General features: G+C 59.4%; 32 protein-coding genes, 4 pseudogenes and 1 riboswitch. Of the genes and pseudogenes, 17 read left to right on the top strand and 19 right to left on the bottom strand.

The window, feature by feature from the left end; genetic code table 11:
• Window positions 1-466: 466 nt before the first annotated feature.
• The 4 genes from GTF44_RS20540 to GTF44_RS20555 form a co-directional block, all read right to left on the bottom strand.
• Window positions 467-1,147, bottom strand: coding sequence for an RES domain-containing protein (locus GTF44_RS20540; RefSeq protein WP_171563063.1), 681 nt, complete (start codon window positions 1,145-1,147; stop codon window positions 467-469).
• Window positions 1,144-1,551 (bottom strand): DUF2384 domain-containing protein, encoded by a 408-nt coding sequence (locus tag GTF44_RS20545; protein ID WP_253261382.1) that lies wholly within the window; start codon window positions 1,549-1,551, stop codon window positions 1,144-1,146. The genes GTF44_RS20540 and GTF44_RS20545 overlap by 4 nt, the downstream gene beginning before the upstream one ends.
• A gap of 204 nt (window positions 1,552-1,755) precedes the next feature.
• Window positions 1,756-1,902, bottom strand: a complete 147-nt coding sequence (locus GTF44_RS20550; RefSeq protein ID WP_171563061.1) for a hypothetical protein — start codon at window positions 1,900-1,902, stop codon at window positions 1,756-1,758.
• Between the two features lie 29 nt (window positions 1,903-1,931).
• Window positions 1,932-2,933 carry a hypothetical protein gene (locus GTF44_RS20555; protein ID WP_171563058.1) on the bottom strand — a complete coding sequence of 334 codons (1,002 nt, stop codon included), beginning with the start codon at window positions 2,931-2,933 and terminating at the stop codon, window positions 1,932-1,934.
• 574 nt (window positions 2,934-3,507) lie between these two features.
• Between GTF44_RS20555 and GTF44_RS22475 the strand changes: the two genes are divergently transcribed.
• Together GTF44_RS22475 and GTF44_RS22265 are read left to right on the top strand one after the other, a co-directional pair.
• Entirely contained in the window at window positions 3,508-3,639 is a 132-nt protein-coding gene (locus tag GTF44_RS22475) for a hypothetical protein (protein WP_301270793.1), read from the top strand.
• Window positions 3,609-3,862, top strand: a pseudogene (locus tag GTF44_RS22265) (ISKra4 family transposase); the annotation flags it as partial. The gene GTF44_RS22475 and the pseudogene GTF44_RS22265, both read left to right, overlap by 31 nt.
• Here the strand turns inward: GTF44_RS22265 and GTF44_RS20560 are convergent.
• The 6 genes and pseudogenes from GTF44_RS20560 to GTF44_RS22275 all read right to left on the bottom strand — a co-directional run.
• Window positions 3,863-4,084 (bottom strand): annotated as a pseudogene (locus GTF44_RS20560) (Tn3 family transposase); the annotation flags it as partial.
• Between the two features lie 175 nt (window positions 4,085-4,259).
• A complete protein-coding gene (locus GTF44_RS20565) occupies window positions 4,260-4,451 on the bottom strand; it encodes an H-NS family nucleoid-associated regulatory protein (RefSeq protein ID WP_171563055.1) in 192 nt (63 codons plus the stop codon).
• A gap of 130 nt (window positions 4,452-4,581) precedes the next feature.
• Entirely contained in the window at window positions 4,582-4,833 is a 252-nt protein-coding gene (locus GTF44_RS20570; protein ID WP_171562579.1) for a WGR domain-containing protein, read from the bottom strand.
• A 94-nt stretch (window positions 4,834-4,927) separates the two neighbouring features.
• Entirely contained in the window at window positions 4,928-5,722 is a 795-nt protein-coding gene (locus tag GTF44_RS20575) for an ATP-binding protein (protein ID WP_367383437.1), read from the bottom strand.
• Entirely contained in the window at window positions 5,719-5,895 is a 177-nt protein-coding gene (locus tag GTF44_RS22270; RefSeq protein ID WP_253261381.1) for a hypothetical protein, read from the bottom strand. Before GTF44_RS22270 ends, GTF44_RS20575 begins: the two co-directional genes overlap by 4 nt.
• A 226-nt stretch (window positions 5,896-6,121) precedes the next feature.
• A pseudogene (locus GTF44_RS22275) lies at window positions 6,122-6,369 on the bottom strand (SMC-Scp complex subunit ScpB); the annotation flags it as partial.
• A 301-nt stretch (window positions 6,370-6,670) separates the two neighbouring features.
• Window positions 6,671-6,894, top strand: a riboswitch (cobalamin riboswitch).
• A 120-nt stretch (window positions 6,895-7,014) separates the two neighbouring features.
• On the opposite strand from GTF44_RS22275, the gene GTF44_RS20580 reads away from it, so the two are divergent.
• The 8 genes from GTF44_RS20580 (at window position 7,015) to GTF44_RS20615 (ending at window position 14,406) form a co-directional block, all read left to right on the top strand.
• On the top strand, window positions 7,015-7,809 hold the full coding sequence (locus GTF44_RS20580; protein WP_171562581.1) for a ferredoxin: 795 nt from the start codon (window positions 7,015-7,017) through the stop codon (window positions 7,807-7,809).
• Window positions 7,806-9,326 (top strand): ABC transporter substrate-binding protein, encoded by a 1,521-nt coding sequence (locus GTF44_RS20585; RefSeq protein ID WP_171562583.1) that lies wholly within the window; start codon window positions 7,806-7,808, stop codon window positions 9,324-9,326. Before GTF44_RS20580 ends, GTF44_RS20585 begins: the two co-directional genes overlap by 4 nt.
• 14 nt (window positions 9,327-9,340) lie before the next feature.
• Entirely contained in the window at window positions 9,341-10,294 is a 954-nt protein-coding gene (locus GTF44_RS20590; RefSeq protein ID WP_171562585.1) for an ABC transporter permease, read from the top strand.
• Window positions 10,294-11,169: an ABC transporter permease gene (locus tag GTF44_RS20595; protein WP_253261380.1), complete on the top strand. Its 876-nt coding sequence runs from the start codon at window positions 10,294-10,296 to the stop codon at window positions 11,167-11,169. The genes GTF44_RS20590 and GTF44_RS20595 overlap by 1 nt, the downstream gene beginning before the upstream one ends.
• On the top strand, window positions 11,170-12,615 hold the full coding sequence (locus tag GTF44_RS20600) for an ABC transporter ATP-binding protein (RefSeq protein ID WP_171562587.1): 1,446 nt from the start codon (window positions 11,170-11,172) through the stop codon (window positions 12,613-12,615). It abuts the gene before it with no gap.
• A 28-nt stretch (window positions 12,616-12,643) separates the two neighbouring features.
• Window positions 12,644-12,856 carry a hypothetical protein gene (locus GTF44_RS20605; protein WP_216365205.1) on the top strand — a complete coding sequence of 71 codons (213 nt, stop codon included), beginning with the start codon at window positions 12,644-12,646 and terminating at the stop codon, window positions 12,854-12,856.
• A 116-nt stretch (window positions 12,857-12,972) separates the two neighbouring features.
• Window positions 12,973-13,554, top strand: a complete 582-nt coding sequence (locus GTF44_RS20610) for a hypothetical protein (RefSeq protein WP_171562591.1) — start codon at window positions 12,973-12,975, stop codon at window positions 13,552-13,554.
• Between the two features lie 228 nt (window positions 13,555-13,782).
• On the top strand, window positions 13,783-14,406 hold the full coding sequence (locus GTF44_RS20615; RefSeq protein ID WP_171563048.1) for a hypothetical protein: 624 nt from the start codon (window positions 13,783-13,785) through the stop codon (window positions 14,404-14,406).
• 108 nt (window positions 14,407-14,514) lie between these two features.
• Here the strand turns inward: GTF44_RS20615 and GTF44_RS20620 are convergent, their stop codons facing one another.
• From GTF44_RS20620 to GTF44_RS20645, 6 genes are read right to left on the bottom strand one after another with little or no spacing between them, the layout of a single operon-like run.
• Window positions 14,515-15,498, bottom strand: a complete 984-nt coding sequence (locus tag GTF44_RS20620; protein ID WP_171563045.1) for an energy transducer TonB — start codon at window positions 15,496-15,498, stop codon at window positions 14,515-14,517.
• The gene (locus GTF44_RS20625; RefSeq protein WP_171563042.1) at window positions 15,495-15,869 is read right to left on the bottom strand and encodes a biopolymer transporter ExbD; all 375 of its coding nucleotides are present in this window, start codon (window positions 15,867-15,869) and stop codon (window positions 15,495-15,497) included. Before GTF44_RS20625 ends, GTF44_RS20620 begins: the two co-directional genes overlap by 4 nt.
• A 4-nt stretch (window positions 15,870-15,873) precedes the next feature.
• The gene (locus tag GTF44_RS20630) at window positions 15,874-16,257 is read right to left on the bottom strand and encodes a biopolymer transporter ExbD (RefSeq protein WP_171563040.1); all 384 of its coding nucleotides are present in this window, start codon (window positions 16,255-16,257) and stop codon (window positions 15,874-15,876) included.
• Entirely contained in the window at window positions 16,247-16,894 is a 648-nt protein-coding gene (locus GTF44_RS20635) for a MotA/TolQ/ExbB proton channel family protein (RefSeq protein WP_171563037.1), read from the bottom strand. The genes GTF44_RS20630 and GTF44_RS20635 overlap by 11 nt, the downstream gene beginning before the upstream one ends.
• A complete protein-coding gene (locus GTF44_RS20640) occupies window positions 16,891-17,319 on the bottom strand; it encodes a hypothetical protein (protein ID WP_171563034.1) in 429 nt (142 codons plus the stop codon). The genes GTF44_RS20635 and GTF44_RS20640 overlap by 4 nt, the downstream gene beginning before the upstream one ends.
• A gap of 9 nt (window positions 17,320-17,328) precedes the next feature.
• Window positions 17,329-19,356: a TonB-dependent receptor gene (locus GTF44_RS20645; RefSeq protein ID WP_171563031.1), complete on the bottom strand. Its 2,028-nt coding sequence runs from the start codon at window positions 19,354-19,356 to the stop codon at window positions 17,329-17,331.
• A 296-nt stretch (window positions 19,357-19,652) separates the two neighbouring features.
• On the opposite strand from GTF44_RS20645, the gene GTF44_RS20650 reads away from it, so the two are divergent.
• Genes GTF44_RS20650 through GTF44_RS20670 form a run of 5 tightly spaced genes read left to right on the top strand, consistent with a single transcriptional unit; the run spans window position 19,653 to window position 23,803 of the window.
• Entirely contained in the window at window positions 19,653-20,708 is a 1,056-nt protein-coding gene (locus GTF44_RS20650) for a hemin-degrading factor (RefSeq protein ID WP_171563028.1), read from the top strand.
• Window positions 20,705-21,589 (top strand): hemin ABC transporter substrate-binding protein, encoded by an 885-nt coding sequence (locus tag GTF44_RS20655; RefSeq protein WP_171563025.1) that lies wholly within the window; start codon window positions 20,705-20,707, stop codon window positions 21,587-21,589. Before GTF44_RS20650 ends, GTF44_RS20655 begins: the two co-directional genes overlap by 4 nt.
• Before the next feature lie 40 nt (window positions 21,590-21,629).
• A complete protein-coding gene (locus GTF44_RS20660) occupies window positions 21,630-22,670 on the top strand; it encodes a FecCD family ABC transporter permease (protein ID WP_367383439.1) in 1,041 nt (346 codons plus the stop codon).
• A 5-nt stretch (window positions 22,671-22,675) separates the two neighbouring features.
• The gene (locus GTF44_RS20665) at window positions 22,676-23,461 is read left to right on the top strand and encodes a heme ABC transporter ATP-binding protein (RefSeq protein ID WP_171563022.1); all 786 of its coding nucleotides are present in this window, start codon (window positions 22,676-22,678) and stop codon (window positions 23,459-23,461) included.
• Window positions 23,462-23,482: 21 nt separating this feature from the next.
• Entirely contained in the window at window positions 23,483-23,803 is a 321-nt protein-coding gene (locus tag GTF44_RS20670; protein ID WP_171563019.1) for an antibiotic biosynthesis monooxygenase, read from the top strand.
• On the opposite strand, the gene GTF44_RS20675 is transcribed toward GTF44_RS20670, so the two are convergent.
• From GTF44_RS20675 to GTF44_RS20685, 3 genes are all read right to left on the bottom strand, one after another.
• The gene (locus GTF44_RS20675) at window positions 23,800-23,967 is read right to left on the bottom strand and encodes a hypothetical protein (protein ID WP_171563017.1); all 168 of its coding nucleotides are present in this window, start codon (window positions 23,965-23,967) and stop codon (window positions 23,800-23,802) included. The genes GTF44_RS20670 and GTF44_RS20675 overlap by 4 nt on opposite strands.
• Window positions 23,968-24,241: 274 nt before the next feature.
• Window positions 24,242-24,454 (bottom strand): hypothetical protein, encoded by a 213-nt coding sequence (locus GTF44_RS20680; RefSeq protein ID WP_171563015.1) that lies wholly within the window; start codon window positions 24,452-24,454, stop codon window positions 24,242-24,244.
• Window positions 24,451-24,609: a hypothetical protein gene (locus GTF44_RS20685; RefSeq protein ID WP_171563013.1), complete on the bottom strand. Its 159-nt coding sequence runs from the start codon at window positions 24,607-24,609 to the stop codon at window positions 24,451-24,453. The genes GTF44_RS20680 and GTF44_RS20685 overlap by 4 nt, the downstream gene beginning before the upstream one ends.
• A gap of 134 nt (window positions 24,610-24,743) precedes the next feature.
• Here GTF44_RS20685 and GTF44_RS22280 point away from each other — a divergent pair, with 134 nt between their 5' ends.
• Together GTF44_RS22280 and GTF44_RS20695 are read left to right on the top strand one after the other, a co-directional pair.
• Window positions 24,744-25,097 carry a hypothetical protein gene (locus GTF44_RS22280; RefSeq protein WP_253261379.1) on the top strand — a complete coding sequence of 118 codons (354 nt, stop codon included), beginning with the start codon at window positions 24,744-24,746 and terminating at the stop codon, window positions 25,095-25,097.
• Window positions 25,018-26,014 (top strand): annotated as a pseudogene (locus GTF44_RS20695) (IS3 family transposase); the annotation flags it as partial. The gene GTF44_RS22280 and the pseudogene GTF44_RS20695, both read left to right, overlap by 80 nt.

Raw genomic sequence — 26,014 nt, forward strand, 5'->3', positions numbered from 1 at the left:
AATACGAGCGAAAAACTCTAACTACAAACGGCGGGAAAATCGGGTTTCAGAGCAGGATTACTAGCACCTCAATGGCCTGATTTCAGGGGGCTGGGTCATCGCCAACCTGCGGAAGCGCAGCTACTTCCTCGACGGTCATTTCGTATCTATCGGCGAAGGAATTTGTCTCGCTGGAACGCGACATTCCGTCCTTCGGATTGCAGACTGGCGCCCTAGAACATCACTTTGATCCCTGCGCTTGCACTTAGAGCGCTGGTATAAAAACACTGAGCGGCCTCACACCTTTACGAATACATCTGCAAAACCTGGACTTCAGAGCCAAATCGATTCATCCTAAATCCGATCCACCACATGCCGGGACTGAACACCTTATGTGTCTCTTCTCTGCTATAGTCTTCCCCGTCGCCGGTCCCGGCCAGATCCGGCGACGGGGTGGATCGGATTGACATTGAATCGTTGAGGTTCACTATGCGCTTTCTATGATCGGTTCCGGGATGCCGTTCCAAGTGAACTTCCAACGAGCGCCGAAGCGCACATTTTGAACCGAGTGCGGGTGAAAGGCGACGAGGCAAGTGCCACCGGGGTGGCGTACTGACGGATAAATGATCCCAAGGGAATCCTCTGCACGCAGCTGGCTCGCAAGGAGTTGCCCTTTCGGATAAGCGTGCTTTGGGCCTTCCCCGAGATAGTCAGGCTCCGGATTAATGCCTCTGACGTCATGGAAGTCTCCGACGAAACTAGCCAACAGACTTTGATACTGAACTTCGTCGTCAAACACGTTGATACGCTTCAGCTCGCGCGTGCGATGATAGGCTACTTCTTCCAATGCGGTGAGGTCCTCGAAGGCGCAATACCAAGCACCGCGTGTCTTGTCGTTAAAACGGTTCCCCTCGTCCCGCGTGTACGCAAAGGCCGCGTTGATATGGGTATAGCCCCAGATTTGATAGGTGAGCTCTCTCGGATTGAGGTTGGGTAGACCTTCCCGCTCCGCGACGAGGCGGCCGCCCGTCAAGCCTTCAAGGCTTGCAAGGAGGTCCTCCTCCTTGTGAGAGTCCGCAAGCGGCGAAAGCACAGGAGGCTTGGCATAACCCGAGGGTACGAGACGTACTGTTGCCTGTTCGTTGACCGGTGACTTTGGTGGGATCACAGGCCTCCTCGAATTGCATCGACATAATTTCTGGTGGTCAGAAGAGCCGGCAAACCTCCTTTGGAGATGTAGTCAACAGGGCTCTGACCCGCAAATGGTGGGCCACTATTCTCGAGAGTCGGCCACTGGTCAGCCAACTCATCGCTGAAGTAAAGGTGCAGTCCCTTGTAAAGGCCAACAAACGCACTGAGACGCAAAACCTGATCTTGCGTCAATTTTCCTGCCCATGTGCCTGCCTTCATGCGGTTCCACGTCCGCGTCTCGACGTCTAGCAAGCTTGCCGCCGTCGAACTCTTTACGTTCCAAAAGTCGCAAATGCGCGCATATGCCTTGATCCCGGCATGTATCATCTCGGCCTGGCCTTCTTGGGCAAGGCCTGTATCGAACTCGCGAACGCGTGCCATAGCACCCCCCTAACAACGCCATATGTCTCGGTATTTACGTCATATGTCTCACTTTGTCAATGCTAATTGACTGATGTAGAGCTTTGCAACGCTATACTGATCGCATCGAGCGCTGAGCAAACCTGGTCCGCTGTTGAAAACCGCCCGAAGCTGAACCGAACGCACTCCGATGCCGCCTCGCAATCAAAACCCAAGGACGAGATCCTATGGTTCAGACACTTCTGAACCATAGGAATAGGGAAAGTGGAAGGCACATTCTTCGATCGCGCCATCCTCAACTGTCATCATGTCGCCCATGGAGCAGACTTCCAAGTCTGTCGCGGCGCGGATCAAAGGGCCATCTGCGCGCATGGCTGTCCCCTCTACACGACGCAGGAGGTCTATGAGCGCCACGTGTTGGCCTCTAGATTTACCCCGGCACGGTAGTACGCATGGCCAAGATTGGTACCTGTATCCCAGGAGTCCAGCAAATGCGTGTCCGTGCTAGTCATGATGCCCGTGACTGAGTCGCATTCGATCCGAACCTCGCCGTGATAGGGCTCAACCAGATTACCAACTCGGATTTCATTGACGGCCTTCTCCCAGGTCTTCGAGAGAACAAGTTGTTCATCGTATGTACCATCCGCGCGTGATTTAAGCGACGAATTGAGCGGCCATCCCTGAATTGCACTATTAGACTTGAAGCAGTGTTTGTTTCTGGGGACCTCTTCAACAATCACTTCTTGCGTGTTGTGGTATTCGACCGAGCCATCATTCACATTGACGCCGTAAACACTTCCGTTGAATTCAACTGCTGGAGTTGTATAGTAAGGGCTGTTAAAGTAGTGTCGGATAGACTGCTCTTCTGCATCGGATAGCTCCCCACGTCCATATGAACGAATTATTCGATTTATACTGTCATAGTGTCCTCGAGCTCGAAAGACTGGTGAAAGCGCATCTATTATACTAATCGCATCTCTAATTAATTTTTCTTCAATTACCACCTGAGCTCTGGTGTTCGACACGTCCACACCTATTACAGCTAAATCTGAACTAATTTTAGCCCTTTGGCGATCAATATCTTCGTCGAGGTGAAGCGCTTCATGAATGAGATTCGTGATTTGTTTGTCTAACCGCGCTCGGTAGTTTAACCCTCTCATTCGGCTTGGAAACGTCCAAACAGTGCCAACCCCACTCAATCCGATACTGTTCATGTGAGCGTAACCGCGTGCATCGGATGAAACTAGGTTTGGATCACCAAGTTGAACTATAATCACTGAAAGGGTCGCTGCACTATTGCCGTCCGCAGATATCACATCAAAACTGATTGCTCCATTGTTCAAAAAGTCTGCTGCCGTTTCAACAATCGTGCTATTGAGCTCGTCTGAAACATGGAAATCCATTATGTTTTCTCCAATCAAACTGGTCTCACCCGAATACGAGCTATTCGCAGCAATCCTTTCGACTCAGGAAAGCAAGAATGTCTAACCAAACTTCCGCTTTCTTGGCAATTACTTTCCTACGCTCCATCTACGAGTTAGATTTATTTTTATTCATGATCGCATTCACCGATGATGAAAAAGCAACCTCATAACCACCTGAAGTTCTACATCTGAATTAAATTCGCTAGACGGCTCTTCTATAATTACAGTTGGTATTCACATAATTCTTAATAGATATCTATCGGAAGCATTACTTTCATCCTGAGCGATGCCGATAATTAGAAAATACGCCTCCACTTTCCCAGTAGAGGTTACAGATTTTCGCTGTTCGGCTCCCTTAAGTGCATCCAGTCAATTCGCTCTTCGTCTTTCACCTCCTCTTAGAGCCGGATCGCTGAAATGAAAAATACTAGAGATCTATATTTCCATAGACATGAACCATGATGTGATCTGCGCCTATTAGACTTTCATTTTGCCAACACAGTTTAGTTGTTTGATCCCAGGTTTGATGGTGCGATCCATTCGAGGAAATGACATGAACGACGCCAAAATAGTGGCGGAGCTGCGGGATGAGGGCGTCGATATCGACGCGTGCGACAAAGAGATGGACGATCTCTTCGCATCCGTCCTGGCTGAGGGTGGGATGGTCGACGTTCCGTCACATTGATTTCAGACGGTGAGACGGCGTTGCCAATCCTTGTCCGCGAAGCTGCCAATGGAAAAGTGCGACACATCCTCGACTGTGGCACGTCTCGATGCGGGTTCAGCATGTGGAGAACGCGATCAAGGGCTTCGTGCAGAGGGAAGACTTCTGGAGAACAGCTGCGATACTCACCAAACCGGCCGAGACACTGAGACGGAACCTTTGGCACAGCGAAGGCCAGACAGCTGGACGGCAAATCCCTGATGCGCGGAATGAACAGATAACCGAGCAACGATGTGGCAGCGAACACAGAGTCCGTGAAGCCACGGGTATCGGCATATTGTTCTTTGATCCGCTTTCCGGTCGGGCTCATCAGCAGACCATCCAGTATATATGGTGCCTCGTTCACAGTGGCCGGGATGACCTGTGTAGCAAAGGGGCCATACTGATCTGTTACATGGGTATGCGAGCCAGCCGCGGGCTTGGGGGAGACACTTGGCCCGGACCGACGGCCAGACACCAAACTGATCCTTCAGAGACACCCCCAACGGCATTTTCCGTCAGTCCCGCAACAGAAAGGACGCTTTCACTCTCGGTGTACCGGAGTGGCCCTTCAGACCGGGGCGCTCCGAGAGGGACCAACCCTACTTGATGGCGTAGTCGTCGAGCGTCTTGCCCGCTTCAAGACCTTCCTTGATCCAGACCGGCTGACGACCGTGCCCGCTCCAAGTTAGTGCCGGCTTCTCCTCGGCGGAATACTGTTTGCGCGTCGCACGGCGGATGTCTTTGACGACCTTTTCGCCGTGGCTCTTGCGTGTTCCGGGTTTCTGTCTCATCTCCACTCCTTGGTGGTTACGGTGTGCCAGAAACCCTCCCTTATCAAATCACCCTAAACTGTCCCATTGGCGCTGACGTCAGACACCCCTCGATCAAGCGCGAGTTTTTACGGAATACGCACACCTTTACCTAGTCACTCATTTTGACATAGCCCCGGCGACGCTTCTTGATCTCTAGGTCTGCTAATGCATCCGCGGCCCGTTCGGCGTCTTGATAAGTGACAGCCATAGCACGACCGCGAGTGCCGATCCGACCCCAGCATCTGACGACGGCAACCTCGCCGAAGAGGGTAGGTTGAAGCGCGATCCCGTAGAACCGGGCCATATTCTCGGAGGGAACGATGCGGACAAGGTCCAGATGCGGTGTGTCGATTTCGGTCATGAAGCGAGTATCGGACAGATGCACGGTACCAGTCCAATGATTTTGCTGAATCCAACACCCTCGCTTGATTCCGGATTGTGATGGATCGACCGCCCTAGGTCTCAGTAGATGTGAGCTGCTCTATCGCGTCTTTCAAAGACATAGTGCGCACGCCGCCCGCGCCCGGAACCTCCCGCTCTCCGGCATAGACGAGTATGCGCTCGCCCACCCCCAAGTCGTCAGCAGCGATATGAAACCCGCGCGTGGCCTTCGGCGCTGTCGTCCGCTTGATCTCAATCGCCCAAAGCGCGCCGCCAGGGAGTTTCAGCAGGAGATCTATCTCTGCCCCCGCCGACGAACGATAGAAACTGGCCTCGGTTCCGCGCGGCGCTGCACCAATGAGGTTTTCGATGCAAAACCCCTCCCAACTTCCGCCGATGACAGGATGCCCCAAGAGAGCTTCCGTGCTTTCGATTCCGAGCAAAGCGTGGGCCAATCCAGCATCGCGAATATAGACCTTCGGCGATTTTACCAACCGTTTGCCCGCGTTCGAATGCCAAGACGGAAGCCGCCGCACCAACATCAGGTCGACCAGCAGATCCAGGTAGCGCGCAATGCTTTGTCCCGAGACACCAAGGTTCCCCGCTAGCTTCGCCGCATTGATGAGTCCACCTTGTTCATGCGCAAGCATGGTCCAGAACCGGCGCAGTGTTTCGGCTGGAATGCGCAGCCCAAAAGACGGGATGTCGCGTTCCAGATAGGTTCGGATGAAATCCTCGCGCCAGGTCAAGCTGGCACGATCGGACTTCGCCAAGAAACTGTCTGGGAATCCGCCCCGGAGCCAAAGCGTCGACATCTCGTCGACACTGACCTCTGGCAGAAGGAAGGGCGTCAGTTCGTGATAGCTCACCCGTCCAGCCTGGGACTCGGCGCTTTGATGCAGCAGCGTGTTTGACGCCGATCCAACAACAGGAATTGCCCGGTCCGGTGCCCTGCCCTCCGGCGCCGGTCGATTTGGCCGCGCAGAGCTTTGAACAGATCGGGCACCAACTGGATTTTATCGATCACAACAAGCCGGCCCATCTGCTCATCCAGATAGAGATAGACCGCATCGCGGCCTTCTGCGATGTCTTGCGCAAGGGTCGTTTTGCAGACCTGTCTTGGACCAAGCCTGGGCTTCCAGGGCCCCTTTAACCCGTTGTCTGTGACTGCGCTCGATTATACCTTACATTTATCCAATGCGATGGAAGATTTGCAGGGCTTACGCCAGCCCAAAGAGAGTACTGTCACTGCACCCGCGGTCCAGATTTTAGTTTTCAGCTTCGAGGCCCGCATCTTGCAGCTGTTCTCGATCCGGCAGGTCCTGGAGCGACTCCAGATAGAACGCCACTAGGAACTGCTCGGTCGTCACGTAGGTGTAAACGCTCCGCACCGTGGGGATCGCAGTCCGGTGCCGATGAGACCGCCTGCATGCAACCGCCCAATCAGATCGCGGCTGATCTCTTTGCCGAAGATGTCCTTCAGGCCGGCGCAGGTGATCGGCTGTTGGTACGCAACGACCATAATGGGCCCACTATCGCCAAAGCGGTTGTTGGACTCCCGACGCTTTACGTCTGCTGTGCGGGACGAAGCGGTCTGATGCAACCGCGGTTAATGCTGATACAGCATCATTTTGCATCCGCAGAGCTTCATATGGAGCGGGATGAAGCTATCACCGAACCGGACGTTCGAAAGTCTGCCAAAAACCTTGAGTTGAATAGGGTGGCAGATCGGTTGGTCTCACGGCTGCAGCTCGCACAAGACAAAACACGGGGTAGCTGTTTCATCTATTCTTGGCCTTGACCGTATTCCAAATCTGATTTCAATTAACACGGATGGTTCCCGGGTGGCGCATGCCGAGACCGGGATGAAAAGGGAATACGGTGAGGTGTCAACAGGCACCGATTCCGTGACTGCCCCCGCAACTGTGAGCGGCGAGCGACCCCCAAAGAGACCACTGGGCCCGAATTTCGGCAGCCTGGGAAGGTTTGGGGAAGCAGTGACCCGCAAGTCAGGAGACCTGCCATCTCGGGCGCCTTTGGTGCTGAAACGTAACTCGAACCGGGCGGGGTGTCCGGAAAGGAGAACCGAGATGACAAAGGCCAAATCGCCTTTAACAAGCTCCGGATGTCTTTGGCCCCCTGCTTCGCAGCGGAGGGCAGTATGGACGCAACCCAATACCAGCTAACGGAAGCGACTGACGCGGACGCGATCCTATTCGTCGTGTCGGCCTACTCCCTTAGCAAAGGGGCTTTGGATCGGCTTGAGGCCGCTGCAACCCGTGCGACATCGCGCCCGGCGCGCCTTATTCGCCTGGAAGAGACAAGCCCAAGCTTGATCGACGCGCTGGATACGATGCGGGCCGAAGGGCATCGCCGCATTCGTGTGCAGCCGCTGGGCATTCCATTCCCGGAAGGCCTTTTGACGTGGTTACCCGGCGTGGTGGCGGATTGGCGGACACGCGGGGAAAACGGGGACACGTGTCTGGAGTTGGGTGCTGATCCTGCGCACCACGCTGATGCTTTGGCCGCGTTCACGGCGTCTTCTCTGGCACATCCCGACCCCGCAAAGCCCATCGAGGGTGTGGCACCACGATTAGGCAAGCCGGGATGGAATGATCCACCAGATTTCGAATTCCACCTTTTGGTCTGTACCGGGCCACGCTGTGCAATCCACGGGGCGGCATCGTTCACACACATGCTCAAAGACGAACTCAAAGCGGCAGGCGTTTTCGACCGCTGCCTGACCACACGGACCGGCTGCATCTACCCGTGCAATCGCGGCCCGGTGCTGGCGCTTTACCCGCATGGCCATTGGTACCAGCTCCCCGACGTTGCGGCTACACGCCGTTTCGTGCGCGAGGTGCTGGTCAATGGTGGCACTGCAGACGACCTCAGATTTCATACGGCTAGGGCAGCGCGCGCGACCCAGGCCACAACCGAGGAGACGACCCTATGAAGCTCAAATCAATCCTGCTCGGCGGCGCGATAGCGCTGGCGGGCGCGCCGGCACTGGCTGATGACATCCTCCGCATGGCCACAAGCTTTCAGATCCGATCCATGGACCCGGTCAGCCAGGGGTTCTGGATGCAGGAATTCGGCCAAGGCGAATTGCTGATGCAGTTTCAACCCGACGGCACGATCACGCCTTGGCTCGCCGAAAGCTTGGAGCTGACGGACGGCACTACCTGGGTCATCACGATACGCGACAGTGTGACATTCCAGAATGGCCGAGCGATGGACGTACCCGCCGTGCTAGAAGCGATCGAATACCACCGCGAGCGCAACAGTGGCACCCAGGCTGTCCTCCCGGCCGAGGCTACCTTCACCCAAACCGGTGAACGGGAGATCACCGTCGAAACCGGCGTGCCGGTGCCTGAGCTACCCAGCATTCTCGCCCATGAAAGCCGTTTGATGATCATCGACGTTGGCCCGGTCCTGGCCGCGGGTGAGGATTATGAAGCGCTAGAAGGCGCGGGCATCCATACCGGCCCCTACATGCTCACCGATTTGGACGACCAGCGCATGATCGCCGTGCGGTACGATGATTACTGGCAGGGCACTCCGGCCATGGCAGGCGTCGAGCTCCGCTTTGTGTCGGACGTTAACGCGCGCATCCTTGCGGTGCAGAACGGCGAAGTCGATATCGCGCTCTATCCGCCGATCGCGGCAGCCCCGGTCTTCGCCGTGACGCCGAATACGAACCTTGCGCTTGGTGCGCCGTCCACGGGCGGGTTCCTGTCGGTCATGGATGTCACGAACGGGGCGTTTGAAGAGATCGCCGTGCGCCGCGCCGTGATGCTGGCCGTGAGCTATGAGGAACTGGCCAATGATGTCTTCCACGGTGCCAAAATCCCGGCCACCTCGCTTTACAATCCGCGCTTCCCATGGGCCGTCAAAAACTATCGCTACGATGTGGATGAAGCGAACGCGATCCTCGATGAAGCGGGTTGGGTCCACGACGGTGACACCCGCACGCGTGATGGCGAGACGCTTTCAGTTACACTGATGATCTATCCGCAGCAGCCCGACTTGGTTCCGCTTTCGACAGCAATGCAGGCCTATCTGGCCGCCATCGGTATCCAGTCAGAGATCGTGTCCGTCGATAACGTCACTGAGGCCACGATGAACGATCTGGTCGAATGGGACCTGGCGATGGTTGCCACCGGCACCGCAACGGTTGGCTCGGTCAGCGGGTTTCTGAACCGCTACGTCGCCTGTGAAGGGGATCGCAACTACGGCGGCTATTGCAACGACCGCGTGCAAGAGTTGATCGAAACACTGGATGTCACGGTCGACGAGGAAGCACGCTACGAAATGCTGCGCGAAATCCAAACGATCCTGGTCGACGAAGACCCATACGTATTCAACGCAACGATCCTAATCGAGCGGGCGCTGGTCAGCGATGCGTGGTCCAACTACGTCCCTGCCGTGGCATGGAACCACGTCAAGTTCGACACCGCCCCGAACGAGTGACGGTGTTTCGAAACATGATTGAGCGCGGCGACCTGACGGTCGCCGTCCTCTTCCGGGTTGCCCAGGCCCTCCTGACGGCTTTGGCCGCCAGCGTGATTGTCTGGGCGATCCTTCCGCTTGCCCCGGGCGATGTGGCCGAGCGGGTGCTGCTGGGGCGGGGCATGCAAGAGCCCACATCGGCTGAAATCAAGGCGACACGCGAAGCGCTGGGTTTGAACGAGCCACTGATCTTCCAGTTCATCACTTGGCTTGGCGGCGTGTTTCAGGGTGATCTGGGGCAGAGCTTCACCAGTCAAGCGCCGGTCTCGCAGGAGATCGTGGACCGGCTGCCCGCGACGCTGATGCTGCTGGGGCTCGCGTTGGTGTTCTCGATCGCCTTTTCGCTGATCCTGGCACTGATTGCGGCGGCTTACCAAGACCGCTGGCCGGACCATCTGATCCGCCTCTACACCCAAATCGGTGCGGCCCTTCCGACCTTCGTTTTTGCGCTCCTAGCACTCACTTTCGTCGTCATCGGCTTCCAGATTGGCCGCGTGTTGGCGGACCCGTCTTGGTCCGCGGCGTTAATCCCCGCCTTCATAATCGGTCTCGACCGTGCTGCCAGTTGGACCCAGCTCTTGCGCGCGGGATTGTTAGAGGCAATGTCGAGCGGCTATGCCGAGGTGGCCCGCGCGCGCGGCGCGTCTGAGCGGCGCATCCTTCTGCGACATGCCTTGCCCAATGCGTTTTTGCCGTTCCTCACAGCCATCGGGATCAGCGTCGGGGCTCTGATCGGTGGCACCCCACTGATCGAGGCAATCTTCACCTGGCCCGGCCTTGGGGCGTACCTGCTCGAAGCGCTCACATCCCGCAATTACCCGGTCATCCAAGGCTACGTGTTGATTGCAGCCTTGTCCTACGTCGCGGCGTCACTGCTGGTGGATGTGGTCGCCATGGTGCTGGATCCCCGTTTGCGGAGGCAGAGCTGATGGCAGTGTTGGACATCTTGCGCCCCCAGGTTTCTGCCGTCGCCGAGCGGCGGCTACTCTACCGCCTGTGGCGGCATCGGTCGGGTCGCGTCGGTCTGATCCTTGCTGCCCTTCTCCTTCTGTTCGCCGGTTTGGGCACAGTTTGGACGCCACATGCTCCTAATGTGCCGAACTACGCGAATGCGCTAGAGCCGCCGAGCCTGACACATCTATTCGGCACCGATGCGACCGGGCGGGACATGTTCAGCCGCGTGATGGATGGCGCGCAACGCTCGGTCGGGGCGGCTTTGCTCCTGCTCGCCGCCGTCTTCCTGATTGGTCTGTGTGTCGGCATCCTTGCGGCACTCGCGGGCGGGATAACCGACATCTTATTGATGCGTCTGGTCGACATCACTATGACCTTGCCGCCGTTGGTGCTGGGATTTGTTGTGCTGGGGCTGCTTGGCCCCGGTCTTTTTAATCTGCTGATTGCGATCATCATTGGCGAATGGGCTTACTACGCACGGCTCGCCCGGTCGCTATCGCTGGATGCGCATCGTCGGCCCCACGTCGTCGCCGCCCGGATGGCGGGCATACCGGGATGGCGGATCATCTGGGGTCACATCCTACCGGGCGTCGCATTGCAATTGGGTATCTACGCGACGTTGCAGCTTGGTATCATGATCAGCATCATTTCTGGGTTTTCGTTTCTGGGCCTGGGTGTCCAACCACCTGCTGCTGAATGGGGCGCGCTTCTGTCGGAGTCGCGCCTGTTTTTCCCCATCGCGCCGTGGCTTCTAATTGCTCCAGCTTTTGCGATCTTTCTGTCGATCCTATCGGCCAACATCTTGGGCAATGCGTTGCGGGACGTCGCCAGCCCACGGGAGGCTTTTTGAATGGAGGCGGTGCTGAAGTGCGAAGACCTCACGATCACCTATCCGGGCGGTGCGTCTCCGGTTCAGGGTGTTTCGTTTGCACTAAAGCCCGGCGAATGCTTCGCCTTGGTTGGTGGCTCTGGCGCGGGCAAATCTTCCATCGCCAAAGCGCTCGCAGGGCTCCACCGTCGCGGGACGGAGGTGGGTGGGTCTCTCTTGATCAATGGCCGCGACATGGCGCGCGCCGACGCGTGGGACTGGCGGGAGGTGCGGGGCCAGCAGGTCGGCTTTGTGGCGCAAAACCCATGGAAGAGTTGCGATCCATTGCGCCCCGTGCGCGACCACGTGGCCGAGGCCTGGCGATGTCAGGGCCTTGCGGCAACCTGGCCGGAGATTGCCCGGCGACTCTCGGGCCTCGGCGTGGGTGAGGCTGAGGCCCGGATGCGCCAGCATCCCAATACGTGGAGCGGCGGGATGCTTCAGCGCGCGTCCATCGCCGCCGCAGGTGCTCTCACGCCGCCGATCCTGATTGTGGATGAACCCACCAGCGCGTTGGATGCCGACCGGGCCCAGTCGGTGCTGGCCGCCTTGCGCTCACTTGGGGCGGCGGTTGTGCTGATCAGCCATGATATCGGACTGGTGCTCAGAAACGCGGATCGAGTAGGCATCTTGCACGGTGGGCATTTGGTTGAACAAGGTACACCCACCGCGCTGAAAGCCCGCCCGGAGCATCCGGAATCCCGCCGTCTCTTGGCGGCACTGAGGACGTTGCCTGAACGCAAGAGCAGCGTAGATGCAACGCCGATCCTGCGCATGAACAGTGTCAGCGCCACTTATGACAAGGGGCGCGTCGAGGCGCTGAAATCTGCGGACCTTGCCGTCAACGGCGGAGATATCGTTGGCGTCCAGGGGCCATCGGGCTGCGGGAAGTCGACGCTTCTACGGCTTGTCATGGGCATCGAACGGCCCTCGGGCGGCACGATCTGGCGCGCGAAAAGCTTGGACCGCCCGGGCGCGATCCTTCCCGTCTTCCAGGACCCGATCGGGAGTTTGGTGCCCCATTGGCCCATCTGGCGCTCCGTGGTTGAACCTTTGACTGCTCCGGGCCAGCGCCGATTGCGGCGCAGCGCACAGCGCCAAATGGTGGCTAAGGCATTGGCCCGTGTGGGACTGGCCGAGATCGACCCTGAAGCGCGGCCTGCGGAGCTGTCCATTGGGCAATGCCAGCGGGTGGCCCTTGCCCGCGCGACGATTTCTAAGCCTGCGCTGATCGTGGCGGATGAACCCACCAGCGCGCTCGACAGTCCGTCCACTTGGCTTGTCAGCCGATTGCTGCGTGACGCTGCCGATCGCGGCGCGGCGGTTCTTGTGGCCAGCCATGACAGTACGTTTCTTGACCGCCTCGTAGATCGGGTCGTTAGGATGGATGGGGGGCGGACCTTTGCACCCAGGGGAGCGGCACAATAAAGGGAGCGCGGACATGGGTTTGACGGAGATGATCGAGGCCGGAAGCGCCAACCCGGTGCTTCTGTTTGCCTTCGCTTTGGTGCTCGGCGCCCTCCACGGGCTGGAGCCCGGCCATTCAAAGACGATGATGGCCGCCTACATCATCGCTGTGCAAGGTACGGTCAAACAGGCGGTCCTGTTGGGTGTTTCGGCAGCCTTCAGCCATTCGATCATCGTATGGGTCCTCGCGATCATGCACTGACGGTTGGGAATGAACTGATTGGGGAGCAATTGGAGCGAGACCGTTCAAAACCACGGGGCGAGAGCAAGAGTAGGAGGTAGTGAAGATCTCCAAAGACCATAGCTATGGAGGCGCAGATGCACTGGCGCATTACTTTGGAAGCCGTTGACCCGATCGGTGATGAATCTTGCAAGGAATTTCTCATCGAGAAGGATCTTGGCGGACTAGCTGATGGAAAGCTGGGCTGCTCGATCGAAGGCGGTAAGGCGATCATGAAAGAGGTTCAGAAGATCATCCTCTATCGCGAGCTGGATCTTTGGGTTCGCTACTGCCGCGCATGTCCCACCTGCGACGGACTGTTGCCAATTAAGGACTACAGCCAGAGAAAGATCTTGACTGTCTTTGGTGAAATCCCTGCACGCTCCCCTCGCCTTACGGTCTGCCAAAAATGCCATCCGGCATGTTGTTTCACCTTTTCCCCTGCGGCTAACATTTGCAGAGACCGTGCCACGCCTGAACTGTTGGAGCTTTCGACAAAACTGGGCGCAAAATTCTCTTATCGTGAAGCATCCGATGGATTGGCAACATTCTTGCCGGATCAATCGGCAAGAACATTCACCACGCTTCGCAATCGCACCTTGGCGATTGGGAAGCGGATCGAAGAAGCTGAAAGGCAACAGCGTTGGTTCGAAGAACTAGACTATCCGGATAGGACGTAGCTTGAGCTTGCGCTCTCTGGCGACCCGGCAGGTGAATTTATCTTCAATGTCGACACGGCGCACATTCCACTGGTCAAGCGATATGGCGGACGAACCTTCGAAGCTGTTGTCGGCCATTGCGGTCAAGGAGGCAGGGGCGATCCGCCGGGACCCATCTTTGCTTTTGAGGGTACACAGCCCAGAGAATTAAAGGCCGTGGCTGCCCTAGCCCTCAAAAGGCAGGGCTACGTGGACAAAGGCGAAATCACCGTCATTTCGGACGGGGCGGAGTGCCTGAAGCGCCTCGCAGGCATGCTTCCGCAACCGGTGACTCACATCCTCGACTGGTTTCATATTTCAATGAAGATGCAGCAGCTGGCACAGCTCGCAGTAACGGCTCCAAAGCACCTATCGAACTTTGGAGATCGAATCGAACGGATAAAGTGGCGTTTGTGGAACGGTCAATCGGGCCGCGCGCGCACTCTCATTGCGGGGGTTCGAAGAGATTTGTCCAGAGACACTGTGCCAAGCATATGGGCGCATCGGGCGGACCAGTTGCTCGAAACTCTGCTGATTTACATAAGCCGGAACAAGAGTTCGGTGGTTAACTACGCTGAGCGGTACCGCGCCGGAAAACGGATTGCGACCGCACCGGCCGAGGCGAGCGTCAACCGGCTAGTCGCCAAAAGATTTGTCAAAAGGCAACAAATGCGATGGTCTCGCACCGGGGCACATTACCTGCTGAAAGTGCGGGCTTCTGTGCTAAACGGTGATTTGGCTGAACGAACGAAATATGAAGCGCCGAAGCCACCTGTTCCAGGCAACATTGCGGCCTTCGTTAGCCCAACACCGCCATTGCTCAAAGCAGCTTGACCCCACGGTTTTGAACGGTCCCTGTGGTCACGGTGTCGAACGACCCTCATCCCGCGATCCAAAAGGCCCGAGGGCTGTCGTTCGCCGTCATTTTGTCGACACCAAATTCTACCGCCCACCGAACGCCACGGAAAAGCTAGTCTGGGCGCCACTGGGCGGCGGCGGAAACGGTGCCGAGCGCTGCACGATCGCAAGCCCCGCCTGATCAAGCTCCGGATTGCCGGACGAGCGTGCGAGGCTTACGCCCGCAAGCTCCCCATTCGATGCGACTCGAAACGCAACGACCGCGTCGGGCCCGTTATGGCGCAGACGTGGGCGGCCCTGGCGCGAGATCTGTTGCATGACCTGACCTGGGTAATTTGCAACGGCAGCCGCGTTGCCCGGTTGCGGTGTGGGTTGCTGAGGAGCAGGTGCGGTTGCGTTCGCCGCGCCGGTTTCGGTGCCGGAGGCCGACCCCCGGGTCGTGTTCGTCGAACCGCCGCCGGTTACAGCGGGGGGCTGTGGCTGTGGTTGCGGGGCGGCGACTTGTGGTTGGACCGATTGAGGTGGCGGTGGCGGTGGTGCCAGACCGTCAGGACGGACGCTGGGGCGCGGGCTCGACAAGGGGGTCAGGATCTGCGCGTCGGTCTCGGCCACCGCTTGGGACGTCTCGGGGCGCGCCGTCTCGACTACGGCCGTCGCCGCCGACGTTGTGGGCTCTACCGGCGCTGTCTCGACCGGGCTGGCGGGGATGGCGGCGATCGTGCTCGGCGTCGCAGAGATTGCGGGCGCGTCGACCAAGGGCTGCTCGGAATCGCGGGCATCCGCCACCTCTGCGTCTGCTGGATCGACCTCGTTTGGTGCTGTCGGCTCGGCTTGGTTCGGCGCGACGGTGTCGGCCTCCACCTCGACGGGGTCCGTCACGTCGGGCCGCTCCGACCCCGGCATCCCGGCCACCATATCGGCGAAGGAATTGCCGAGGCGGGCGGGGATCGGCTCCCCCCCACCTTCAAGCTCGATGCGGTTGGGCGTGAACCAGCCACTGCCGACGAGATGTGCGCCGCCCGACAGCAGGATCGCCGCCGTCGCCCCCACGATGCGGCGCGGCGTCATCGCAGCCCCCGCTCGGTGATGATCCAGACCTCGTCGGCACCGGCTTCTCGTAGGCGGCGTGATAGAATAACCAGATCGTTGGCGGGAAATGCGCGATCCGGGACCAGCCGGACAACAGACCCAAGTGCAGCGAGTGCTTCCAGCGTAGTCTCCCGCCCACCTATAAGCAGGCTGCCATCGGCCAACACCACGGCGGCATCGGGCGGCGCGCGCCCCTCCAACTCGGAGGTTTTTACCAGCGTCACCCGCGGGTCCAACGGCGCCGCGACCGCCCCGACGATCAGAAAGAAAATCAGCATCAAGAACACCACGTTGATCAGCGCGATGGTCGGCTCGCGGGTCGGACGGATCTTGGCACGGCGCAGGGACATGAGCCTATTCCAGAACCGTGACGGACAGATCGGGGTCTTGCCCAAGGGCGACCAGCAAATCGACCAGCCGCTGCGAGTTCACGTCATCCTCTGCGCTGACAAGCAGCGTCGTGGGTCCGTCCATCTGATCGGCGATCTCGGCGCGCAGCGCTCCCATCGCGGTCTCGGTGCCATTCAGCGCCAGGCTCTCGGCGCTCAATCTTAGAAACAGCGGCGAGGTATCTGGCAGGGCCGCCGACGCGCCGGACCCCGCCGCCGAAAGCTGGATCTCCGAAAATCGCGTGAAGGTCGAGGTCAGCATGAAAAACAGCAGAAGCAGGAAGATCACGTCGATAAGCGACGTGAGCGACAGGGCACGGCGCCGCGCTCTGGCGGCCCTAACCGGCATTCGGAACGCTCTCCACCGGGCAGAAGGCACGGCGAATCAGGCCATCGGCCATGGCACGCTCTGCTTCGGTCCGGGTCTCGAACCAGGTGAGGACAAGAGCTGTCGGCATCGCAACCGCCAGGCCCGCCGCCGTGGTCATCAACGCCACCCAGATGCCACCGGCCAGGATTGACGGATCCACATTGTCGCCCGCCTCCTGCAGGGCCTGGAACGCGTCGATCATGCCGAGAACCGTGCCGAAAAGGCCCAGAAGCGGTGCGATCTGCGCAATACTGTCGAGCAGGCGAAATCCGCCTTCCAGCCGGTCGAGCCGTTCGGCAGCCTCGACCTCGACACGCGCCTGATAGGTTTCTGGGTCAGCGGCATTCATCCGGTCCAGCATCGCCTCAACCAGCGGCGCAAGGTGGCTGCGGCTATCGCCCAGAAGCGCGCGCGCCTCGTCCCAGTCACCGCGATCCAGAGCGGCCGAGGCCCGGCGCAAGCGATCATGCCGGCCCACACCCGCCTTCACGAATTGGCCGCCCTTGTAAATGATGACGGCCAGCGAAATCAACGACATCGCCAGCAGAATGGCTACGACGGGCCCGCCAAGATCGACGAGCCCGCCAAGATTGGACAGCGCACCTTCCAGCGTCATCCGATCACCTCCACCCCATCCACACGAGTGACGGGGTGGAGGGAACCTGCGCAGGTCTCGGGGTCGGCCCCTTCGCCCGTGCAGGCATCCACACCGTTGAACAAAACCCGGCCAAGCCCGTCGCAGGCTAGCCCTTGCATGTCGAATTCACGCACCCGCGGGCGCGCGGTCGGCAGGGCCCCGAGGTCGAAAAGTGTTAGCCGCTCGACGCCCCCATCGGTGGTAAACAGCACGGTCTCCAGGACGATCTGTTCGATATCCATGTCCATGTTGTTCTGAGCCATGAAGGTCAGGCGGCAGGCATCGTCGAGCGGAACCACCCGGTTCAACTCGACGATTAGCGCACCGCCTGCCTGCTGCGCCGCACTCCCCAAGGGAAGGACCAAGGCGATACTGAGAACGGCTGAGTGAAGATAGCGTTTCATAGCGTTTCCTCAGAAGTTCCAGACTCGAGCGACCTCAAGACGCCCAGTGAGACCACGACCGGTGTCGCCATCGAGGGCATTGATGAAAGTCTGGTCGAGCACATTATCGACGGCCAAGCGAAACTCGAGTCCCTCAAGTGCCCCGTTCTGCGGCGCCCAGGATGCGAAGAAGTCATGGGTTACGTATCCGGGGAACCGATTCTGACCGAAACGCGCGCCTTCGTAGTCTAGCTCGGCGAATGCGTTGAGCCTCCAACCAACCTCGACACCGGTTGCTTCGTCCCGTCGGCCCAGTGTCAAAGACAGGCTGTCCTGCGGTAATTGGCTCCAGACCTCATCGTCTGATAGGTTGCGACCCTCGATTAAGGCGACACCGAGATTTGCGAACCACGTATCGCTGGCATAAGCCGCTTCTAGCTCAAGACCGTAGATTTCCGCCTCACCGATGTTGCGGTGATACGGCGTTCCGTCGGTGCTGTCGCGCTCGATCAGGTTCTCGACATGGGAATAGAAGGCCGTGACGCGGGCATCGAAGGCGTCGTTGGCGTTCAGCAGCCCGGCACGCGAATAGGTAAAGCCGAGTTCGACACTGCGGGCGTCTTCCGGCTCCAGATCGGTCGCAGCCGTTTCACCCAAAGGTGCGGAGCCACTCGGCGGATCGTAAGAATATAGCTCGTCCAAATTCGGCGCGCGCTGAGTTTGCCCGATTGATCCGAAGATGCCGAACTCGTCGGTGATGTCATACGTGAAGGCCAATGACGGAGAGACTAGGAACAGTTCCACCGTCTCGCGCGAGTCGGATGTCGAACTTGGGTCGTCTTCGCCCGGTTCGTTGATCGCCCACTCAAGACGCAGACCCGGAACCAGGGTCAAGCCATTCCCGAAATCCAACTCGCTCTGCCCGAAAATAGCGATCCGGTCAGCCGTCCCCTCGGGGTGGAAGTCGATGAAGTTCGACACGTCGGCCTCTGCGACGCGGTTCTGTCGCGAAATCGTCGCGCCGTATGTAAAGGCACTTTGGACATTGCCGAATGTCAAATCGCTGGTGACGCGTGCATCCAGCGACAGCGTGTCGTAGCCATATTCGGCATCCTGGAACAGAACGCTCCCGCTTGGGAACCCCGGATTGGCGTTCTCCTGGAAAACATCGGTATCGGCATAGGCAAGGGTGACCTCGACATCGCCAAACGCTTCAGCGCCTTCGTAGATCAGGCTGAAGGTCCGATCGATGGTCTCACGATCCACTGTGCCGAACCCACCGGAACCGGTTTGTTCGTAAGAGGTATCATCAAGATCACTTGCCCACTGCTCATAGATGAAGCGGATCGACCGGCTGCTATCAAAGCTGTAGGTGGCACTGGCAAGGGCTGAGAGCGCGGTGAATTCCGAGCCCTCGATCTCGGTCCCGTCACCATCTACGTAGGCTTCCGCCGCGCGATAGTTGAGGTTCGCGAAGACTTGCCAATCGTCGCCGAGATATGTCGCATAACGTGCCGAGAGTGCGCCGCCTTCGCCGTTGGTCTCACCTTGGGCCGAGAACCGGAACTGACTGGTCTGGCCGTCGGTCAGGTAATCCTCGGCATCGCAGGTTTCGAAGCGGATCACACCGCCAATAGCGCCCGAGCCGTAAAGCACGGCCGAGGCAGGTCCGCGCAACACCTCGACATTACAAAACAGCAATGGGTCCGAGAAGAAGGAGCCGAGCCGGTATTGCTCGTAGTACTGCGTCGCCCCGTCCTGCAGGACGATCACTCGGCCTTCGTCACCAGCGGGCACTTCGCCCCAGCCGCGGATGTTGAATGTCTGGCCCAGTGGACGGTTGGAGCCCACGGCCTGAACGCCCGGTGCCCCGTCGAAGAATTCCCCTACGGTTGTAGCGAGCTGCCTGTTGATTTCCTCCTCGTCAATCACGGTGGTCGCCAGAGGCGTGTCGAGCGCGACCTGATCAGTCCCGTATCCGAAGACGATTCGTCCCAATGGTGTCGTTGTCTCTTGCGCGTGCACTGGGACAGCCAAGGCGGCCAGCACGAGCGCCATCGCGGTCGTGGTCCCAAAGCACGCGTGTCCCGTATGATATCGCATCACACTCCCTCGCACTTTACTGATGTTTTGGAAGGGCTGGCCGGTCGTTCGGGCTGGCAAGACCGTGGGCGGCACAGCGATTTTCGGCTGGGGCGCACCTGCGATACTTGCATTCGTTACTATGTCTGACTAAAACCGTCAACAATAGGTGATGGCTGAGCCGCGTCGCCATGAACACTGTGCCAGCATGGTCACTCAGTGATCGAGCAAGCCTCTGAATTTCATCAACATACGATCAGAGAGGCACATCTATGGATGCGCAAACACCCCAGACGAACGAGTCGATTCAAGCGGCGATTCTCGACAACCCGAAGGTGCGGCCGCGGGACCTTGCAGATAGTCTGGACATAAGCGAAGGAGCCCTGGTCGCCGCGCAGGTCGGTTTTGGGGCTCTGCCCCTGCAAACAGCGCCGAACTCTTTAATCCCGGCGGTCTGCACCCTGGGTGAAGTCATGGCGTTGACCCGCAACGAAAGCGCTGTTCACGAAAAGATCGGCGTCTACGACAATTTCCATTCAGGCGACCATGCCTCGATGGTGCTGACCGAGAACATTGATCTGCGGATGTTCCCAAAGCATTGGGTTCATGCCTTCGCGGTCGAGAAAGAGGTGGACGGACAGACCCGCCGCTCGATCCAGGTGTTCGACGCAGCAGGCGATGCCGTCCACAAAGTGATCCTGAGGGACAGGTCAAACGTCGCGGCGTGGAACGTGATGTTGCGAGACCTTGAAGGGCCCGAAGCCAACCCGCTGTTTTCTGAACGCGAGCCGGTCGAAACCCCCAAGGGCGACCTCAACAAGGCCGGTATCCTGCGCCAGGAATGGGCGAAGATGACGGACACGCACCAGTTCATGCGTCTGACGTCGAAGTTGAGGATGAATCGCCTTGGCGCCTACCGTATCGCGGGCGAGCCCTTCGCCGTCGCGCTCGACCCTTCGGCGATGAGCGGCGCCCTCGAAGCAATGGCCGAGACCGAGGCACCCATCATGATGTTTGTCGGTAATCGTAGCTGCGTACAGATCCATTCCGGTCCAATCCACAAGCTGGTGCCAATGGGGCCTTGGCAGAACGTGATGGACCCGGGGTTCAACCTGCATCTGCGCGCCGACCACGTCGCCGAAGTCTGGCTGGTCGAGAAGCCTACAAAGCGCGGCCCGGCCCTGTCCATCGAAGCCTTCGACGCGCGGGGGATGCTGATCCTTCAGTGTTTCGGGCTTCGCAAGGAGGGTGCGGAAGATCATTCCGCCAAGTTTCGGTCCATAGCCGAAGCGCTTCCCCGTCTTTCATCCGAGGAGGCCTTGGCATGATCCGGCGCGGACCGCTAAAGCGGCTGACCCCGTCGAGCCTCGCGCTCATCATGATCTTCGGCCTCTTGTTGGCCTTTATCTTCGGCCCGGCACGCGCGCAAAATGAGGGGCCGCGCGTCGTCGCGGTGGGTGGTTCGATCACCGAGATCATTTATGAACTGGAAATGGAGCACCTGTTGGTGGCTCGAGATACCACATCGAGCTGGCCGCCCGAGGTCGCGGTGCTGCCCGACGTGGGCTACATACGCGCGCTGAGCCCGGAAGGCGTGCTGTCGGTCCGGCCGGACCTAATCATCGCAGAAGAAGGCGCCGGGCCGCCTGAGTCAATCGAAGTGCTGGCAAACGCGGAGATCGAGTTCGTCGAAGTGCCCGAAACCTTCGATGCCAATGGCGTTCGCTCGAAGATCCTAGCCGTCGCCGACGCGCTCGGCGTCCCCGAAGAGGGCGTGGCACTCGCCGACCGGATAGAAGCCGAACTCGCGCAGGCTGTTGCCGCAATTTCGGATGACGCGCCCCGCGTCCTGTTCATTCTGTCAATGCAGGACGGTCGAGTCATGGCGTCGGGAACCGGCACCGCCGCGTCGGGAATCATCGAAATGTCCGGGGGTCAGAACGCTATCGATGCATTCGAAGGTTATCGGCAACTGACGGACGAAGCGGTGCTTTCGGCAGCACCCGACGTGATCCTCATGATGGATCGAGGCGGCGACCATTCAGCGGCGAACGCCGACCTGTTCGCGCACCCGGCCCTCGGCCTGACCCCTGCTGCCCAGAACGAACGCGTCGTTCGGATCAACGGTCTTTTGCTTCTCGGGTTCGGGCCCCGCACTCCGATGGCTGTCGGTCAACTCTCCGAAGCCTTGGGCACTGTCGGGGGCTGAGACCTTGGCCGTAGTCGACGACGCAAGATCGGCCACACCCATCGCTGGCGACCGTGAGGCTCGCGCGCGCCTTTGTTTCGTGTTTCTCGCTGGACTGCTCGTCATTGTCAGCGTCGCCAGCCTTACCACCGGCGCGTCGGGCATTTCGCTGGTCGATGTCTTCAACACCTTGGCGTCGGGCGAGCCGCTTGATCTGGTCACGCGCACGGTGCTTTGGGATATTCGCCTACCCCGCCTGCTGATGGGCATCCTGGTGGGGGCGGCGCTTGCGGTATCAGGCGCCGTTATGCAGGGGCTCTTTCGCAATCCTCTGGCCGATCCCGGGCTTGTGGGCATCTCGGCCGGTGCGGGACTGGGCGCCATCACTGCCATCGTTCTGGGCGGCCTCTTACCTCTCGCCGTCCGTGACATGGTGGGCTTCTACCTTGTGCCGTTTGCGGCCTTTTTCGGAGGTTGGGCCAGCACCATTTTGCTTTACGCCGTATCAACCAGCAGAGGGCGCACCTCGGTGGCCGTCATGTTGCTGGCGGGGATCGCGTTGGGCGCTTTGACAGGCGCGTTGTCTGGCATTCTCGTCTATATGGCCGACGATCAACAGCTACGTGACCTAACGTTCTGGGGCCTTGGCTCGCTAGCGGGCGCGACGTGGATCAAGTTGTTGGTTGCAGGTCCGCTCATCATCGTCGCCCTCGCGGCGGCCCCCTTCCTTGCGCGCAGCCTCAATGGCCTCGCACTCGGCGAAGCGGCGGCGGCGCATCTTGGCATCCCGGTCCAGCGCATGAAAGCCATCGCGATCCTGACCGTCGCCGCAGCCGTCGGGGCGGCCGTCGCCGTCTCGGGCGGTATCGGGTTCATCGGGATTGTCGTGCCGCACCTTCTGCGCATCGCCGTGGGGCCCGATCACCGTTTCCTCCTGCTCAACGCGGCCCTCCTGGGGGCGGCCATGCTGATCGCGGCTGACATGATCTCGCGCACCATCATCGCACCGGCGGAACTTCCCATCGGGATCGTCACCGCCACTATCGGCGGTCCATTCTTTTTGTGGATCCTGCTGCGCAACCGCTCCCTGCTGGATATGTGACGCTCATGTTTGCCACTGAACAGATCCGGGTTCATCTCGGGCAGAAACCGATCCTGCACGGGATCGACATGGTTGCGCAGGCGGGCGAAATAACAGCCATCGTCGGTCACAATGGCTCGGGCAAGACGACACTGCTGCGGGGCATGACGCAGGAGATCGCGTTCGAGGGCCGTGTCCTGCTGGAGGGTCAAGACGTTACAACGCTGAAGGGCTGGCAGCTTGCCACGCGCCGTGCCGTGTTGCCCCAGGCGTCCCGTATCGCGTTCCCGTTTACCGTCCTTGAAATCGTGCGCCTTGGTCTGATGGCGGGCCGGGATGCCACCGACCCGTCGCTGCCGTCCAAGGCACTTGCCCGCGTCGGCCTTTCTGGCTTCGAAGGCCGCTATTATCAGGAACTTTCAGGCGGCGAGCAGCAACGCGCACAATTGGCCCGCGTCCTCTGCCAAGTTTGGGAACCGGTCGAAGATGGTGTTCCGCGCTGGCTGTTGCTGGACGAGCCTGTTTCAAGCCTCGATATCGGTCACCAGTTAGAGGTGATGGAGATCGCCCGCGACTATGCCCGCGCTGGTGGTGGCGTAATCGCGGTCATGCATGACCTGAACCTCACGTCGATGTTCGCCGACCATGTCGTGTTGCTGGCCGAAGGTCGCTGCCTTGCCTCAGGCCCACCGGCAACCGTATTCACCAACCAGACTCTGAGCACCGCCTATGGTTGCGATCTGCGGGTCAACACGACACCGCAAGGGGCAGCCACCTACCTTCTTCCCCACTCCGCGCGCCGCGCCGGATAGACGACCGAAAGGACTACAGACATGTACATCGCCATGAACCGCTTCACCGTGAAGCCCGAAAACGCCGAGGCGTTCGAAGCCCTCTGGCTCGGGCGCGACAGCCACCTCAAAGGCATGGACGGGTTCGTCGAATTCCACATGCTGAAGGGGCCCGAGGGCGATGATGGCACGATCCTCTATTCGTCCCATACGACGTGGGAAAACATCGAGGCCTTCAAGGCCTGGACAACGTCACAGGCGTTCCGCTACGCCCACAAGGGCGCAGGCCAGACCGCGAAACTGCACGAAGGAAGCCCGAAATTCGAAGGCTTCTCGACCATTCAGCATATAACCGCGGATTAATGCACGACACAGAGTGCGGGACGCTCCTTGCTCCCGCCTGCTGATTTCATCGGATCAAGAAGCGCAGCAAGCGCAAGCCCGGTCCGGATCACGGCCGCCTCGACCCGACCAGCCGTCAAGCTCGCGATCTCGTCTCGCGCAGTGGGCGTGTCGTCCGTTTGCATCGCTGAAATCATAGAAAGAATTGCCCGCTCATCGTGAACCGTCCGATTGTTTGGCGCGCCAACCTCACTCAGCAAAAGGGGGACCGGTCGGCTCATCATCAGCACAGCAAGGAAATCCTGATTAGCATGGGCGATCTCAAGACCTCGCCCCGCACCCCACGTCATGGCCGCGACGGCGTAGGCCTCCCGCCATGCGAGGTTTTGGGATGCAGGAATGCATCATTGAAGCGGCGCAGGATCGGAAGAAGGACAACTTCGGTAGTGGTCAGTTCCATCACGCGCGCTTTCGATCAGCTATCTCTGTTACGGCTCGCAGCTGCCATACTTCAGAGGCACTCTCACAGCGGGTCTGCGCGGTCGGCCCGGCCGATTTCGACGGAAACCGTAATTCTGCGGCCATGGCCTCACGCAGGGTCGGATGCAGACCCGACTTGTAGTGCCACGACAGGGCGTCGACGGCCAGCATGGTGGCGAAGATCTCCCTCATTGCACTCGCTCCGCCTTGGCGGGCTCTGGCATGGCATCTGCGATGACTGCAAAGCTCTTGAAGACCTCTTCGATGTCATTGCCTTCGCAGAGCATCATCAGCTCAAGCCTCGCGTGGCCACTGCGACCGTAGCGAACTGCCGTCAAAGCCGCCATGAACCGCCGCTCATGCTCGGTCAAAAGGGCCGAGCAGCCCCCGGACAGGAGGGCGAATTGAATGTAAACATGGACCGTCGCGTACACCGGACAGCGCGCAGCGCATCCAGCACCTTGTGCGCAAAGCCAGCGCCATGTTCGCCACAGGCGCTGCGGCCAAGTTCCAGCGCGTGGACCCAACCTTGGGATTACGGGCAGGCGAAGGATTGAAAGAAAAAGCGCAGCATCTGAAGCGTCGTTTGCTCAAATGGATCGAGGCGCGCTTCCTGTATGGTGATTTCCTTGTCTTCCGGGATGCGCAGGGCGCATGCCTGTTCAGTAAGCGGCTGGAGAAAGGCCGGTTCGTTTGGCATGCCGCAAAGGACGGCAAGGTCAGCGTCTTTTCACTGATGAAGGAGAGTGTTTGTTATGCCGAGAACGAGGAACCCGTACCCTGCGGAATTCAGGGAGCAGATGGTCGCGCTTGTGCGCGCCGGGCGCAGTGTTGAGAGCTTGGCGCGGGAGTAAGAGCCTTGCGCAGCGACGATCCACGAATGGGTCAAGCAGGCGGCGGCCGATGATGGCGATGCCCCAAGCAGCCTGACAAGCGAAGAACGTGACGAACTGCGCCAGCTTCGGCGCGAGGTGAAGCAGTTGCGCCAGGAGCGTGATATCCTCTCAAAGGCCGCGGCCTGGTTTGCACAAAACGACGTGACATCGCGCAGGTCTTCGAGTTCATGACCGCAAATCAGGCCGAGTATTCGATCCAGATGATGTCACGCACGCTGAGAGTTTCCCGGAGCGGGTTCTATGCCTATCACAGCCGTCCGACGAGCGCTCGCCAGATAGCCGACGAGGCGCTGACCAAACGGATCGCGACGATCCACAAGTCCTCGAAAGAGACTTATGGTGCGCCCCGCATTCACGCCGAACTGGCCGATGAAGGTGTCTTCGTTGGTCGCAAGCGTGTCGAGCGCCTGATGCTAGCCAAAGGCTTGAGAGGCGTCAGCCGCCGCAAGTTCGTGGTGACCACGGAACGCGATCCAAGGGTGCGCCCGGCGGTCGATCTGGTGGACCGGAACTTCTATGCCGATGCCCCGAACGTGCTGTGGGTTGCCGACATCACCTATGTGCCGACCTGGGCGGGCTTTCTGTATCTGGCAGTCGTGCTGGATGCCTACAGCCGCCGCGTCATCGGCTGGTCCATGGGCACCCGGCAGAGAACACAACTGGTGCTTGATGCGATGCACATGGCCGTTGCACAGCGCAAACCGACGGATGTGATTCATCATTCCGATCAGGGATCGCAATACACCTCCGTCGCCTTCGGTCTGCGCTGCAAGGAAATGGGCGTCAGGCCATCAATGGGATCGGTCGGCGATTGTTATGACAACGCCATGTGCGAGAGCTTCTTCGCCAACCTCGA

The organism is Roseobacter sp. HKCCD6576-2 (genome assembly GCF_013179285.1).
GTDB classification, from domain to species: Bacteria; Pseudomonadota; Alphaproteobacteria; order Rhodobacterales; family Rhodobacteraceae; genus Rhodophyticola; species Rhodophyticola oceani.

Excerpts from the sequence above, each read along its gene's own strand:
- GTF44_RS20545 (WP_253261382.1), bottom strand. The coding sequence starts at position 1,551 with ATGGCACGCGTTCGCGAGTTCGATACAGGCCTTGCCCAAGAAGGCCAG.
- GTF44_RS20550 (WP_171563061.1), bottom strand. The coding sequence starts at position 1,902 with ATGCGCGCAGATGGCCCTTTGATCCGCGCCGCGACAGACTTGGAAGTC.
- GTF44_RS20555 (WP_171563058.1), bottom strand. The coding sequence starts at position 2,933 with ATGGATTTCCATGTTTCAGACGAGCTCAATAGCACGATTGTTGAAACG.
- GTF44_RS22475 (WP_301270793.1), top strand. The coding sequence starts at position 3,508 with ATGAACGACGCCAAAATAGTGGCGGAGCTGCGGGATGAGGGCGTCGAT.
- GTF44_RS20565 (WP_171563055.1), bottom strand. The coding sequence starts at position 4,451 with ATGAGACAGAAACCCGGAACACGCAAGAGCCACGGCGAAAAGGTCGTC.
- GTF44_RS20570 (WP_171562579.1), bottom strand. The coding sequence starts at position 4,833 with ATGACCGAAATCGACACACCGCATCTGGACCTTGTCCGCATCGTTCCC.
- GTF44_RS22270 (WP_253261381.1), bottom strand. The coding sequence starts at position 5,895 with ATGGGCCGGCTTGTTGTGATCGATAAAATCCAGTTGGTGCCCGATCTG.
- GTF44_RS20580 (WP_171562581.1), top strand. The coding sequence starts at position 7,015 with ATGGACGCAACCCAATACCAGCTAACGGAAGCGACTGACGCGGACGCG.
- GTF44_RS20585 (WP_171562583.1), top strand. The coding sequence starts at position 7,806 with ATGAAGCTCAAATCAATCCTGCTCGGCGGCGCGATAGCGCTGGCGGGC.
- GTF44_RS20590 (WP_171562585.1), top strand. The coding sequence starts at position 9,341 with ATGATTGAGCGCGGCGACCTGACGGTCGCCGTCCTCTTCCGGGTTGCC.
- GTF44_RS20595 (WP_253261380.1), top strand. The coding sequence starts at position 10,294 with ATGGCAGTGTTGGACATCTTGCGCCCCCAGGTTTCTGCCGTCGCCGAG.
- GTF44_RS20600 (WP_171562587.1), top strand. The coding sequence starts at position 11,170 with ATGGAGGCGGTGCTGAAGTGCGAAGACCTCACGATCACCTATCCGGGC.
- GTF44_RS20605 (WP_216365205.1), top strand. The coding sequence starts at position 12,644 with ATGATCGAGGCCGGAAGCGCCAACCCGGTGCTTCTGTTTGCCTTCGCT.
- GTF44_RS20610 (WP_171562591.1), top strand. The coding sequence starts at position 12,973 with ATGCACTGGCGCATTACTTTGGAAGCCGTTGACCCGATCGGTGATGAA.
- GTF44_RS20620 (WP_171563045.1), bottom strand. The coding sequence starts at position 15,498 with ATGACGCCGCGCCGCATCGTGGGGGCGACGGCGGCGATCCTGCTGTCG.
- GTF44_RS20625 (WP_171563042.1), bottom strand. The coding sequence starts at position 15,869 with ATGTCCCTGCGCCGTGCCAAGATCCGTCCGACCCGCGAGCCGACCATC.
- GTF44_RS20630 (WP_171563040.1), bottom strand. The coding sequence starts at position 16,257 with ATGCCGGTTAGGGCCGCCAGAGCGCGGCGCCGTGCCCTGTCGCTCACG.
- GTF44_RS20635 (WP_171563037.1), bottom strand. The coding sequence starts at position 16,894 with ATGACGCTGGAAGGTGCGCTGTCCAATCTTGGCGGGCTCGTCGATCTT.
- GTF44_RS20640 (WP_171563034.1), bottom strand. The coding sequence starts at position 17,319 with ATGAAACGCTATCTTCACTCAGCCGTTCTCAGTATCGCCTTGGTCCTT.
- GTF44_RS20645 (WP_171563031.1), bottom strand. The coding sequence starts at position 19,356 with ATGGCGCTCGTGCTGGCCGCCTTGGCTGTCCCAGTGCACGCGCAAGAG.
- GTF44_RS20650 (WP_171563028.1), top strand. The coding sequence starts at position 19,653 with ATGGATGCGCAAACACCCCAGACGAACGAGTCGATTCAAGCGGCGATT.
- GTF44_RS20655 (WP_171563025.1), top strand. The coding sequence starts at position 20,705 with ATGATCCGGCGCGGACCGCTAAAGCGGCTGACCCCGTCGAGCCTCGCG.
- GTF44_RS20665 (WP_171563022.1), top strand. The coding sequence starts at position 22,676 with ATGTTTGCCACTGAACAGATCCGGGTTCATCTCGGGCAGAAACCGATC.
- GTF44_RS20670 (WP_171563019.1), top strand. The coding sequence starts at position 23,483 with ATGTACATCGCCATGAACCGCTTCACCGTGAAGCCCGAAAACGCCGAG.
- GTF44_RS20675 (WP_171563017.1), bottom strand. The coding sequence starts at position 23,967 with ATGCAAACGGACGACACGCCCACTGCGCGAGACGAGATCGCGAGCTTG.
- GTF44_RS20680 (WP_171563015.1), bottom strand. The coding sequence starts at position 24,454 with ATGAGGGAGATCTTCGCCACCATGCTGGCCGTCGACGCCCTGTCGTGG.
- GTF44_RS20685 (WP_171563013.1), bottom strand. The coding sequence starts at position 24,609 with ATGGCGGCTTTGACGGCAGTTCGCTACGGTCGCAGTGGCCACGCGAGG.
- GTF44_RS22280 (WP_253261379.1), top strand. The coding sequence starts at position 24,744 with ATGTTCGCCACAGGCGCTGCGGCCAAGTTCCAGCGCGTGGACCCAACC.